This window comes from Myxococcales bacterium (assembly GCA_023898405.1).
GTDB lineage: Bacteria > Myxococcota > UBA727 > UBA727 > JABDBI01.
On the sequence record CP060221.1, the window covers coordinates 1990425 to 2003548 of the forward strand.

The 13124-nt window shown below is 38.6% G+C and carries 10 protein-coding genes; 8 read left to right on the plus strand and 2 right to left on the minus strand.

What is annotated here, in order from left to right; genetic code table 11:
* Position 1 precedes the first annotated feature (1 nt).
* From H6731_09085 to H6731_09095, 3 genes are all read left to right on the plus strand, one after another.
* On the plus strand, positions 2–1165 hold the full coding sequence (locus H6731_09085; GenBank protein ID USN50402.1) for a DsbA family protein: 1164 nt from the start codon (positions 2–4) through the stop codon (positions 1163–1165).
* A 16-nt stretch (positions 1166–1181) separates the two neighbouring features.
* Complete coding sequence (locus tag H6731_09090; protein USN50403.1) at positions 1182–2231, plus strand: glutamine synthetase beta-grasp domain-containing protein; 1050 nt, start codon at positions 1182–1184, stop codon at positions 2229–2231.
* A gap of 294 nt (positions 2232–2525) precedes the next feature.
* On the plus strand, positions 2526–3056 hold the full coding sequence (locus H6731_09095) for an NUDIX domain-containing protein (GenBank protein ID USN50404.1): 531 nt from the start codon (positions 2526–2528) through the stop codon (positions 3054–3056).
* Between the two features lie 16 nt (positions 3057–3072).
* On the opposite strand, the gene H6731_09100 is transcribed toward H6731_09095, so the two are convergent.
* Both H6731_09100 and dnaK read right to left on the minus strand, forming a co-directional pair.
* Positions 3073–4233, minus strand: a complete 1161-nt coding sequence (locus tag H6731_09100; GenBank protein USN50405.1) for a S8/S53 family peptidase — start codon at positions 4231–4233, stop codon at positions 3073–3075.
* Positions 4234–4493: 260 nt separating this feature from the next.
* Entirely contained in the window at positions 4494–6413 is a 1920-nt protein-coding gene (gene dnaK, locus H6731_09105) for a molecular chaperone DnaK (GenBank protein ID USN50406.1), read from the minus strand.
* 196 nt (positions 6414–6609) lie between these two features.
* Between dnaK and H6731_09110 the strand changes: the two genes are divergently transcribed.
* The 5 genes from H6731_09110 to H6731_09130 all read left to right on the plus strand — a co-directional run bounded on the left by H6731_09110 (position 6610) and on the right by H6731_09130 (position 13124).
* Positions 6610–7518: a hypothetical protein gene (locus tag H6731_09110; protein ID USN50407.1), complete on the plus strand. Its 909-nt coding sequence runs from the start codon at positions 6610–6612 to the stop codon at positions 7516–7518.
* Positions 7515–8612, plus strand: coding sequence for an AAA family ATPase (locus H6731_09115; GenBank protein USN50408.1), 1098 nt, complete (start codon positions 7515–7517; stop codon positions 8610–8612). Before H6731_09110 ends, H6731_09115 begins: the two co-directional genes overlap by 4 nt.
* Entirely contained in the window at positions 8609–9034 is a 426-nt protein-coding gene (gene ruvX, locus H6731_09120; GenBank protein ID USN50409.1) for a Holliday junction resolvase RuvX, read from the plus strand. Before H6731_09115 ends, ruvX begins: the two co-directional genes overlap by 4 nt.
* A gap of 10 nt (positions 9035–9044) precedes the next feature.
* The gene (gene mltG / locus H6731_09125; GenBank protein ID USN50410.1) at positions 9045–10133 is read left to right on the plus strand and encodes an endolytic transglycosylase MltG; all 1089 of its coding nucleotides are present in this window, start codon (positions 9045–9047) and stop codon (positions 10131–10133) included.
* A 204-nt stretch (positions 10134–10337) separates the two neighbouring features.
* The gene (locus H6731_09130; protein USN50411.1) at positions 10338–13124 is read left to right on the plus strand and encodes a hypothetical protein; all 2787 of its coding nucleotides are present in this window, start codon (positions 10338–10340) and stop codon (positions 13122–13124) included.

The window sequence follows — 13124 nt, forward strand, 5'->3', positions numbered from 1 at the left end:
AATGGTGTTATTTTATTATGATATAGTGTGTCCCTATGCCTATATGGCCTTTAGCTTTTTATACCGTAATAAAGTTTTTGAGCAAAATAATGTAGAACTACGTCCTATTTTGCTTGGTGGATTGTTCAAGTTGATGAACAAAGAAGTCGATCCAAATCAGCACATGCCTCCGGTAAAGCGTGATTATATTAAGACCGATATAAAGCGTCAGGCAGATTACTTTAATGTCCCTTTGAACTTTCATGAACGTCATCCTTTAAGTTCGCTCAAAGCTATGCGTCTGATAATACAGAGTCCATCCCATCTAAGAGCTCAACTCAGTGCTCGGCTTTATCAAGCTTATTGGCAAGAAAATTTAGATATTGATGAAGATGAGCTAATCATAAAGATTGCTCAAGAATTTTCTCTACCATTTCCAGATGAAGAAGCGAAAATCAAGCTCAAAGAATCCACCCAAGAAGCCTATGAAAAGAAGATTTTTGGCGTGCCTAGTTTTATAGTGGACGGCAAAATCTATTTTGGTGCAGATCGAATACACCTGTTTCAAGAGAGACTAGGTCTTACTCTTCCAGACTGTCCATGGAAAAAAAATTCTCAGCCAATTAATTTTTATTTTGATTTTGCTTCGCCATACAGCTACTTGGCCTTCAAAGAGCTAGCTCATTCGGGAGTAAATTTTAAAGCTATTCCAGTTTTGCTAGGAGCATTGTTTAAAAATTACGAAGTGAGCTCGATTCCCATGTTGAGCGCCCATCCAAATAAAATTGCTTATTATTATCAGGATATGAGTGATTGGGCTCGCTTTCGTGGGGCCCAATTTGTTTTTAATGATTATTTTCCACTTCGTAGTGTCACTGCTAATCGGATTGCTTTGCTTAAGCCAGAGTGCATCGATGCAATTTTTAAGGCAGCGTGGGCTGATAATAAAAATATTACTGATGAAGCAATTTTAATTTCCGTTCTTAGTCAATCAGGTTTTGATGGTGAAAACCTTGTCAAAAGAAGCTCTCAGGATGAGATAAAGGCGCTCCTTAGAAAAAATACCAACGATGCTATCGCCAAAGGGGTATTTGGTGTTCCTAGCTTTGAGATAAATGGCAACCTAGTATTCGGGCAAGATCGTTTTTCTTGGATAAGACTGCAAAACGAAATTCTTAACCCGTAATTTTAGGGAGAGAAGTATGTTTAGTTGCGCGGAGTATATTTGGTTGGATGGAGCCAAACCCACAAGCAGATTGAGAAGTAAAAGTAAAATTATTTCTATTGAAGGACAAGCATCGCTCAGTGATTTCCCAGATTGGGGCTTTGATGGATCTTCAACCTATCAAGCTCCTGGAGAAAAATCTGACCTTATTCTAAAACCAGTAAATTTTGTCGATGATCCAATACGGGGTCCAGGAAATTATTTGGTTATGTGTGAGGTCTTTACTATGGATGGAGAGCCCGTCGCCTCAAACACGCGTGCTTTATTGCGTAAGCAAATTGAAGCATGTTCAGCTGATCTCGATCCTTGGATAGGTTTTGAGCAGGAATATACTTTTTTCCAAGATGGGCGCCCATTAGGGTGGCCAAAGACTGGATATCCTGAGCCTCAAGGTCCTTATTATTGTGGCGTGGGTAAGGGAAGGGTTTTCGGGCGCCAAATTGTTGAAGAGCATATGGTCTCTTGCATGGAAGCAGGTCTAATGCTTTTTGGAATTAATGCAGAAGTCATGCCTTCACAATGGGAATTTCAGATTGGCTATCGTGGAGAAAGTGGTGAAACTGCTGATCCTCTGACGTGCTCTGATCATTTGTGGATCGGACGTTGGTTATTGCTTAGAATAGCGGAGGATTATGATGTTGTGGTGAGTTTCGACAATAAGCCATTGGCTGGTGACTGGAACGGAGCAGGTACTCACACTAATTTTTCTACCAAAGCCATGCGTGATGAAAAAACGGGATGGAATTCGATTAAAAGCTTAATAAGCTCACTTGAGGCACGTCATCACAAGCATATTGAAAATTATGGTGCAGGCCTAGAACAGCGCTTGACCGGCATTCATGAAACTTGCGATTTAAAAACATTTAGAGCAGGGGCTAATGATAGAGGTGCTTCGGTGAGGATACCTAATAACGTTGCTGAAATGAAATGTGGCTATATTGAAGATCGTAGACCAGGGGCTAATTGTGATCCCTACGTTGTAGCGAAGCTTCTTTTGGAGGCAGTCAACGAGGGCAGAGCTTTGTAATAAGAGTTAAGAGTGAATGCTCTTTGAGCATCTGGTGTTGATAAGTCGATTTTTCAAGCGAGAGTCACCATTTTTGCTGGAGCAAAGTGAAGTTGCGAAAGCAAAAATCTTGAAGCTGCCTGTTCGTTTAAATTTCGGCCAAAGTCGAGCTTAGGGGCTGTTTTAAAAGTATCTAACAAAGCATTTTTGGTTATTACTCCGTAATCATTTGCTTAATACTTTCAAAATAGCCTCTAAGATTAAAAAATATTTCTCAGTTTATAAAAGATTTTTTAATTCTAAATGGATACTTTTATGTCTAAAAATAATGCGATGAAAGCAAAAATTCCGGTACGCAAGTCTATAAGGGCTATTTTGCTTAATCAGTCCGGTGAAGTTTTGCTACTCAAGGCTGATGATCCATATACAACCACTGCTGAAGGACACCACAGGGGACCATTTTGGTTTTTAGTAGGCGGTAAAATTGAACAAGGGGAAAGTGAAGAGCAGGCTTGTCTTAGAGAAATTTTTGAAGAGACGGGGATTTCATCTGAGATGGTAAAGCTTGGTCCTGTCGTGTGGAAAAGCGAAATAAGCCTTGTACTCAATGGCACTCTAACAAAGATAAAGCAGCGTTTTATGATAACTCGGACAACTTCAAAAACGATTTCCTTGTCTCACTTATCAGCGCAAGAGAAAAAGGTCATCAAAGATGCCCGATGGTTTTCACTGAACGCCCTCCAAAATTGTGAAGAGCTTATCTATCCGTTAGGTCTTAGGGCTTCAATGAACGATATTTTTCAAGGAAACTACCCCATAGAGCCCGTAGAAATTGAGGATACTTAAAATAATAATCACCAGTTTAAAGTTCCAAAAAGTTGGCATACTTGTTTATGTTCATAAATGCGCTGCCATAAAAACCTGCTGGAAGAAGTTTACCTGCGTAAAAGTGGTCTGTTTGGGCAAAGATCATTTTAATCACAGTTTCATCAGATACTTCTTTCATGTGTTTTAACATTGCTTCCTTAATTAATAAAAACATTGCAAGATTTGCGGGTGATGCAAAAGAAGTACCTTTTACCAGTTTCGTTTTAGCAGGGTTTGTAAGCTTAGGTAAATGATAGTTTCCGATGTTTGCTAAAGTTAGATCAGCGGCAAGAAATGCTTTGCCACTAGCCAAGTTAGCGTTTTCTTCTTCCAAGTTTACACTAAAGATAATTCTGGGGTAGCCATAGAGTTCTGCTATTGATTTTGCTGCGTTAACGAGTATTTTCTGTCCCCTGCTTTGACCGAAATATGAGTTCTTTTCATTATCTAGAGCAAAAAATACGATGCTATGTTTTGCTGCTTCGCTCAGTAGATAGGCAAAAAGTCTATATTGTAAAAGACAGTCTTCGTTATCTTCATCGCAATTTAGGTCCATAGACAGATTTAGAGCATCGATCTTAGTTGTTTTAGCCAATGACATGGCAAAAAATAAAGCCTTTACTAAAGAAAAAGCATTGCTTCCATTATCGGTAGTAAGAGCAAGGTTTTCAATAGACTCACTTTTAGTAGATATTGGTATGATGGAAGCATTAGGAGCTATGCCGTTTTGTCCTGCAATAACACTGCTTACATTCATACCGTGTCCGCTTGTTACAAGGTCTAAAGTTTCCTTATAATTCCTAAGGGCTGCCTCTAGAGCATCGTATTCATGCATGGAAAGCGTAAAACCTTCCTTAGCTGAATATGATAATAGCTCTCCACTGTCCCAATCTATTTCTAGTTTTAAACCTTTACTTGCAAAAGATAATTCTTGACGTTTTATTTCTTTTTGTATCTGATTTAATTGTTCGATAAAATAAGGATTTATAGAGTCGATTAAAGGATTATTAGAGTTAAATAAAGAGCTAAACTTGTTGGGAGCATGAATAGTTGGCGTAACTCCTGAATCAGTGATATCTAAATTGAAAAAGCCCTTATCTATGACAATCACCGTTGTTTTTTCTCCTTTGAGATTATTTTTATAAAATTTCTCCAATCCATTTATCTCATTCGGTAACGATTGGGCGAGCAGAATTGTCGATGCATAAAGGCCGCGAAAAAAAATAAAAAATTAAAATAATTTAACATAGAAATTCCAGAATAATATGTGTGACTGATCTATGTATACATTTTACGCGGTAGTTTCAAGCTAAGAGATCTAGAGCCAAGTGCTTGGCTGGAAAAATTGGGGTAAAACATTAAAAAAATCCCCCAGGTTGCCCTGAGGGTTTTTATAAGCTTTTAGCTTATAATCCTTTACTTAGCTTCTTCAAAGTCAGCATCAACAACTTTGCTGTTATCTTGAGCTTTTGCGTCTTGTGTCCCTTCGCCGTTGGATGCAGCATCTTGGGTGGCTTGGGCATCAGCAGGTGGTGTTGCGTTTTTATACATTTCTTCTGCCAGTTTATGGCTTACTTTTGAAAGTGCTTCAGAAGCGGTTTTAAGTTCATGAGCATCGCTTGCGTCAAGCTTAGTCTTGGCTTCTTTGATAGCAGTTTCTGCTTCACTTACTAAGTCAGCAGGAAGCTTCTCTTTATTTTCAGTAATAATTTTTTCACTGCTGTAAATTAAAGAGTCGAGCTTGTTGCGCTCTTCTACAAGTTCACGACGCTTATGATCTTCTTCTGCATGATCTTTTGCCTCATCAACCATACGCTTGATTTCATCTTCGGAGAGACCAGAGCTTGCAGTAATAGTGATGCGTTGCTCCTTATTGGTTGCGCGATCTTTGGCTGAAACATTAACAATACCGTTGGCATCAATATCAAATGTTACTTCGATCTGTGGCATACCGCGTGGTGCAGAAGGAATTCCTTCAAGATGAAAACGTCCCAAAGTACGATTACCGGAAGCCATTTCTCGTTCACCTTGCAAAACATGTACCTCAACAGAAGTTTGATTGTCAGCAGCGGTCGAAAAAGTTTCAGTCTTTTTGGTAGGAATGGTGGTGTTTCTCGGAATAAGTACAGTGTTTACTCCGCCAAGTGTTTCAATACCAAGGCTTAAAGGTGTTACGTCAAGCAAAAGCATATCTTTTACTTCGCCAGATAAAACACCAGCTTGAACTGCTGCTCCCAAAGCCACAACTTCATCAGGGTTTACTGAGCGGTTTGGTTCACGGTTAAAGAATTTTTTGACATATTCTTGCACCATCGGAATACGGCTTGAACCACCTACCAAAATAACTTCTTGAATATCGGAAACTTTTAATTTGGCATCGGCCAAAGCTTTTTCACAAGGAGTCAAAGCACGTTTAACTAATGGTTCAACCATTTGTTCAAATTTGGAACGGCTCAGTTTAAGTTGCAAGTGTTTTGGACCGTTGGCATCAGCGGTTAGGAATGGCAGGCTGATTTCAGTTTCTTTTACGCTTGAAAGTTCAATTTTTGCTTTTTCCGCAGCTTCTTTCAAACGTTGCTTGACCATCTTATCGTTTGAAACATCGATTCCTGTATCTTTTTTGAACTCATCCATCAAGTACTTGATCAAAACATCATCAAAATCGTCACCGCCAAGGTGGGTATCACCATTGGTAGAAATTACTTCAACTACATTTTCTCCAACTTCAAGGATAGAAATATCAAAAGTACCACCACCTAAATCAAAGACGGCAATTTTTTCATCAGCTTTTTTATCAAGACCATAGGCTAAGGCTGCAGCTGTTGGTTCATTGACGATACGTTTAACTTCCAAGCCGGCAATTTTACCTGCATCGCGAGTCGCTTGTCTTTGTGAATCGTTAAAATAGGCTGGTACGGTGATAACTGCTTCCTTAACTTCGTGGCCAAGATAATTTTCTGCAGCTAACTTAAGTTTTTGTAAGACCTTAGCGCTGATTTCTTGAGGGGAAAGAGTTTTGGAAGATACATTGAATCCTACATCTCCGTTATTCATGCGGGTGCATGAAAATGGGTAGCGAGTGAGCTCATCTTTGCATTCATCGTAGCGCTGACCAATAAAGCGTTTTGCTGAATAAATGGTATTTTCTGGATTGGTAATTCTTTGTCGGCTTGCGATTTGACCAACAAGTACTTCACCATCTTTGGCAAAGCCCACCACTGAAGGTGTTGTTCTTGCACCCTCTTCGTTTGCGATTACTTTTGGCTCTCCGCCTTCCATGATGGCGACCACTGAATTGGTGGTACCAAGATCAATTCCAATAACTTTATTTGCCATATTTTTTGCTCCCTTAGCTTTAATAAGACTTCGCAAAGCGGTGGTTTTAAATTTCACCGCGATGAATTTCACGGGCTTACCATAGGCAGATTTGTAGATGAGTCAAGATTGCACAATTATTTAAATCACTACTGTCTAGCCTAAGTAAATTTGCTGCTATATTCCCTGTAGGCACCCAACTTGACCCGGTTAATTTGTGAATAAAAAACAAGCGTTACCAATAGTGCATTTTATTTCGGGAAAGGGAGGAGTTGGCAAGAGCATATGCTCAAAGGCGCTCGCAACTTATTTTGCTCGAAATAATTATAAAACTCTTTTGGTAGAGTTATCGGAAGAGGATAGTGAAGAGTATAAAGAAAGTGCAAAAGTTGAAAAAATTGAGCAAAACCTAAGTGTTACAAAGATTTGTCCCAATCAATCTCTCTATCAATATTTTCGTTTAAAAATTCCAGCCCAGGCTTTGGTCGATAAAATTTTTTCCAAGAATTTTTTTAAACTATTGTGTACAGCCATGCCTGGACTTTCCGATTTGACTCGTTTGGGGAAAATTTGGTTTCATGCCGATAGTGAAAAAGGAAGCCAAACTGAGCATTTTGATAAAATAATTGTTGATCTGCCAAGCTCAGGTTTTATTGCTCGTTTTTTATCTGTCGCACGGGTTGTAAGAGAAGTGGTGAAAATAGGTCCTTTGGCCAAAGAAGCTGGGCTTATAGAAAAATTTTTCAAAAATCCTGATAATGCCGTGCTCCATTTAGTCACCTTGCCTCAGGAGCTTGCAATCAATGAGAGTTTTGAGATCTACTCAGATATTAAAAGGATGCACGATATCTCTTTGGGGCTGCTTTTTATCAATCGCTGCACAGCCATGGCTGCAGATGATCTCAAATTCTTAGAAACTCATTTGGATGATCAAATGAAGGCAAACGCAATGATTGTGCAATTTTTTCTTTCTCAGGTGGAATACGAAGAGCGGCAACGAGCGCGGCTTAATGAGCTTGGTCTTGCAATGCCTCAGCTCATTTTGAGTGAGCACTATGGTGTTTTTGATGAAAGAGAAATTATGGATGATGTGGTTAAAAGCTTGACGGAATATTTTGGCTCATGAAGCGTAAAGAAACAGAAATTATAATTTGTGTAGGAACAGGTGGTGTAGGTAAAACTACTGTCTCTGCGATGTTAGGTCTGGATTGTGCACTCAAAGCTCAAAAAACCCTGATTGTTACCATTGATCCTGCAAAGCGTTTATTGGATGCGTTAGGACTAAAGAAAAATTCATCTTCTCCTGAAAAAGTAGATGTAAAAAAAATTTTTCCCAGTGATTCTACAGGCGAGCTTTATGCCTTTATGCCAAATCTTAAACAGGAATGGGCTGATTTTTTATCAAGTTCTACTAAAACATCAAAAACCATTCATGAGATAAGTAAAAACCCTTTTTATCAGTACATGATCGATGGCTTGCCTGGTTCATCGGAAATTATTTGTGCCCATACTATACACCGCTTGGTGCGTGATGGTGATTATGATGTGATTATTTTAGACACGCCACCAGCCTCAAACAGTGTTTCTTTTTTTGATGTTCCAAAGAAATTAATTCGGGTGTTAGAGCACCGTGTATTTAAGTTTCTCATGGGGCAAGGCAAAGGTGCTTTTTCCGCTATCACTCGCAAGTTTGCCTTTTTTTCTGGTGAAATTCTTGAAAAAACCTTTGAAAAAATAATAGGAACTCATTTTTTATCCGAAGTGATTGATTTTGCTCTCAGCATTGATTCCATCTATGCTCCTATGCTTGAAAGGGCACGTTCCTTTGATCGTTTGCTGGTATCGCAAAAAACTCATTTTGTGTTGGTGAGCCGTCCCACTGTTACAAGTGTGGCTGATTCTCATAAGCTTATGATTTTACTCAAAAATAGAGGGATAACGATTGAGCAAATTATTATTAATCAGGTTCTTTTTTATCCAAAAGAGGAGCTTAAATCCGAACAAAAAAATGCAGCAGCATTGTCAAAAAAACGTGTAGTTGATGGTTTACGGAGTATAGTGAATCTTTATGAAAAAGAGTGTATGTATCAGCAAAAGCTTATTGAAGAGCTACGAAATATATTTTCAATGATCGATCATCGTGTGCTTTATATGTCGAAACATTCGACTGTTAATTTAATGGCATTGATGTTGAAAGATTTTAGACGGAAAATTTTATGAAAGTTTTGGGTATTGATGTAGGAATAAAAAGAACAGGAATGGCGATAAGTGATGAGCTTGGATTGAGCGTACGCATGCTTCCGAATCTTGTAGCACATAGCCGAGCTTTAGCTGTTGAGAAAATTATGAATCTTGTTTCTTCAGAAAAAGTAGAGCTTGTTCTTATTGGCCAACCGGAGGGAAGGACTGACTATAGCAAAGCTGTTATTTCTCGGGTTATGGGACTTAAAGAGGCTTTAGAGAAATATATTGAAGAGCATCAAATTTCGGCTAGAGTGAAATTATGGGATGAAAGCTACTCTTCTAAGAAAGCAGCACAGATTTTGGCGCACAGTGGTTTGAAAAAAAAGGATAGACAATTGAAACTAGATTCAGCATCGGCAGCTGTTTTAGTAGAAGATTTTCTAAGCTCAAAAAAATAGCGGATTTTTTATGCATAAGCATTTTTTGAGAATTTTTTTTATTGCTTTTTTATTGGTGGCTCTCAGCTCTGGGCTTATAGCTCTTATCGTAAAAAGTTATCTTGTTTCGTTTGCTAAACATAAGGTTGAGCTCCATAACGTAATTGTTGAGATCCCTTACGGTTCTTCTTTGAGAAGTGTTGTTCGATTGCTCGCTTCTGAAAATGTAATTCCGAGTGAAAAAAAATTCTATTGGTATATGCGATTGGCTCGCAATGATGCCGATAAAATTCAAGCTGGTTATTATCAGTTTGATGGAGTTTATAGCTTATCGCAGTTAGCCGAGAGTTTAAAGTATGGGCGAAATAAGGCTTTTCCGCTTGTTTTTAGGGAAGGGGAAAGCCTGGTTGATTTGGTAGAAAGTTTAGAAATAGCCGGGATTGTTAATCAAAAGGAATTTATTGAAGCAATGACAAGTTCCGATGTACTTAATCTGATCGGTGCTCCCAACAGTGAGCAAAGAAAGGAATTAAAGAATGATGTCGGAGGTATTGAGGGTTATTTATTTCCCGATACATATTTTTTCACTAAAAAAGATTCGCCAAAGGCCATTATATCGATCATGTACCGTCGTATGGTCGATAAGATAGATGAATCAATTAAAGATCGTATGAAAGAAGTTGGCATGAGTTTGCATCAGGTGTTGACACTTGCTGCCATAGTAGAAAAAGAGGCAGGAGAAAAAAGTGAAAAGCCAATTATTGCAAGCGTCTATCTTAACCGATTGCATAAAGGAATGCGTCTTCAAGCTGATCCGACGGTCATCTATGGTTTAAAAAATTACAACGGCAAAATTCATAAATCTGATTTATTGGGGTTTCATTCTTACAATACCTATAAAATAGTTGGACTGCCGCCAGGACCAATCGCATCACCTGGTATAGAGGCTATTAAGGCTGTGCTGTGGCCTGCCACAACTAACTATCTTTATTTTGTTTCAAAAAATGATGGGACTCATGTTTTTTGCGAGAATTTATCCTGCCATAACAAGGCGGTCAAAAAATGGCAGATCGATTATTTTAAATCTGCTCAAAAAGAAAAAATACGCAACAAGTCATAGCGTTGTTTGCGATAGTATCTGAGCTGCCAATTTTTTCTGAACCATCTTTATTAACCCTTGAATAATAATTATTCGAGGATGAAAAATGCTCTGTCTATTATGACAAAAAGTTATAGCCTCTCTTGGTTTATGGAGAATGCGAAATAAATTAATTTCGATGCTTGTTTGCAGCCGTGTTACAAAAGCTTCCTTTAAAGGTCTGAAATGAAACTTCGATTTTGCTTACTGAGCCTGCTGAGCATGTTTTTGTTTAACAGTTGTGGTCTTAAAAATTGGATTGCAAAAGAATTTATGCAAGGGGCAGTCGCTGATGGAGTAAGCAGATTATCGGCTCAACATATGTCGATGATTTTAAGTGAAGTAAATAAAAAATTTGATACTGCTGAGGCAAAATTTGAAATTCTAAGGTCTCAAGATGCAAAGGAATACGGTAAAGGCTTAGCTGTCTGGACGCTTGATAACGTTGAGATCAATTACCCTAAAGAAGAATCAGTCTATAGCGATTGCAATGGCGATAAATGGATGTGGCGAGGTAAGGTTGTGGTTTCTGCCAAAAAAACTATTCAAGGTCGCATTACCAACAATCCCAAAGATCCCATGCTGCCAGATCTTGGAAAAGTTGCGATCGAAGTTTCAGGAAAAGCACACGATTTAGCAATCCATTCTGCAGGAAGCCAAGAGGCTCTTGATATTAAGTCGGGAGATTTTTCCTTTACGGCCTATCCTCGTCTTGCGCAGGCAAACGCTAAAGGGGTGCCGCTTAAAGCTACATCAAACAATCGTTTTGAAGGCCTTCGTCTTAAAAATATGAAGGGAATATTAAAAACCAACGATGTTGAGATGGAAGTTGATATCGATAATTCCGATTTAGTCATGCAGATGGGTGAAGGAGAAAATGGTCACGAAAATTATCTTGATGGCTACATTACTATTTTTGGCAATAATCACCATGTACCTTCCGATGGCAAAGGTCTCGATCCTAACTATGAAAGCGCAAAGTTTATGTCCACCTACGATTGCCAAGAGCATTTTAAAGAGGGGGTTTCATTTGAACAAGTTCCTTTAGAACGATTATTGGCGCCACCCATAGGAGCTTTGAGTGCTAGAACCTTGGGGATTATTGCTGGAGCGCTTGAAGATAACAGTGAATGTGGGTTTTTAGGTCAGGATGCAGCACATAATTTAGTACTGGAAGGAAATCCTGGCGAAAAGGGATCGCTGAGTGCAAGTTTAAGTAAGACATGTCCTTTGACATTTGCTGCTTTTACAACCAAGCCTAATTGTTTTGGATATGCCTATGAGCTTAATGGTGAAGTGACGATCGAAAGTGCCAAGAAAAAAATAACTGGTATCGTCATGAAACATCTAGAAAATCTAAAAGAAGAAATACCTTTTTATGAACAATTGATAACTGAAAATCAGCCCTTACAAACTCTAAAAAATAATTTTCCACAGGCGGTGATGCCTGATAGCAAAAATTCAGCACATATAGAGCTTAAGGTTAATTTTAACAATCTCAGTATCAAAGAGGTGTGTGATAAAAAATACGGAAGCATCAATCATGCACATCATTGCTCAAAGATTATAAAAGGTGAGGATAAAAAATCTAAGAAAGATTCAACGGCCGATGGCAGCAAAAGCAAAGAGAGTGACTCAAAGAAAGCTAAAGAGAAAAATTACGAGCCCATCGAGTTTAGCATCTTTTCAGGTATCGCGGATGCAATACTTGAACCAATGCTTGCTAAAGATCTCAGAGAGGATGCAGCTACCAAGAGTATGTGTGCAATACCTACATCGATCAGTAAAGCTCGTGTTAATCTTGATAAGATGACATCATCAATCAAAAAGGGCACAAATGACATGCATTTTCATGTCCATGGCGCATACGATTTGATCAACGGAAAGATAGGCGATCAAGAAAATCAACAAAGTGGTATGCTCAACGTGAATGATATGGAAATTCCTCTTAAAACTTCTAGCCAAAATTTTGCCTTAGTTGACGAAAACTATGTCCGAAGTACTTTCCTCGATAGTATTTTTTCGTGCGATGACTCTATAGCCTTGGTCGAGAATGATAAAGAATGTGCACTTGAAGATGGCATGGCTGAAAATGTGGCACGACTTTTGGTTATGAATGCTGGTGCGTTGCTTAAAGTTGCTACATCATCGTCAATACCTGGAAGTTTAGCTTCTTTTAATGCTGTGAGAACTCGGCAATTAGAAGATAACGAAAAGCGCTTGATCATGAAAGCATCGCATCAATCAGAAATAAATGTAGGAGAAAAAATAGAAGCCTATACTGATGGACTTAATGTACGTTATCAAATCAAGGGTTTTGTCGATAAGCTAGAAGGGACTATGACAAGAATTGGGGTTCCTTTGAACGAAAGGCAGGGATGGCTTGATCGTATCAATCCTTTAAATAATCGTTTTGTCGATGCATTGCGCGCAAAAATGAATAAAAGCCAAGAAATATTTGTGCGCCCAGTTTCACCTCGTTCAACTTCGATAGATGTAAAAGCGCATCTGAAAAATTTTACCATTGAGTCACAACGTCCAAATAAGAATAAAGCTGAATATCACCTTGTGATAGAAGATGGTTTCTATTATGTAAGTGCTCAGCCCATCATGGGAGTTGATGCTCGTACAGCATCGGAAGCAAACATTTCTTATTCTATTTCAACTCCAGTAGTCGAATTTAAGAATATCAAAATTTTTGATGCCTCAGCTCGTGTTGAGGGGCATGGCATGAGTATTCCTCTTAAAATAAATGAAGCTCAGTTATGTGCCTTTAATGGGCGTTTTTCGCAAGAAGGAAATTATGTAGAGGGACGTATTCAATTCTCTGTAGGATCTGACACCAAAGAATACAGCGAGCTAAAAGAATTGGAGATAAAGAGAGTAAAGCTAGACCCGGACTTTTCGCAACAGCAATTTGATCAGTCTTACGCTGTTACTCCTCATCTTTATAAACTTATTTCTGCAGAGTAG

Coding starts and splice junctions, on each gene's coding strand:
- H6731_09085 (USN50402.1), top strand. CDS start 2: ATGGTGTTATTTTATTATGATATAGTGTGTCCCTATGCCTATATGGCC.
- H6731_09090 (USN50403.1), top strand. CDS start 1,182: ATGTTTAGTTGCGCGGAGTATATTTGGTTGGATGGAGCCAAACCCACA.
- H6731_09095 (USN50404.1), top strand. CDS start 2,526: ATGTCTAAAAATAATGCGATGAAAGCAAAAATTCCGGTACGCAAGTCT.
- dnaK (USN50406.1), bottom strand. CDS start 6,413: ATGGCAAATAAAGTTATTGGAATTGATCTTGGTACCACCAATTCAGTG.
- H6731_09115 (USN50408.1), top strand. CDS start 7,515: ATGAAGCGTAAAGAAACAGAAATTATAATTTGTGTAGGAACAGGTGGT.
- ruvX (USN50409.1), top strand. CDS start 8,609: ATGAAAGTTTTGGGTATTGATGTAGGAATAAAAAGAACAGGAATGGCG.
- mltG (USN50410.1), top strand. CDS start 9,045: ATGCATAAGCATTTTTTGAGAATTTTTTTTATTGCTTTTTTATTGGTG.
- H6731_09130 (USN50411.1), top strand. CDS start 10,338: ATGAAACTTCGATTTTGCTTACTGAGCCTGCTGAGCATGTTTTTGTTT.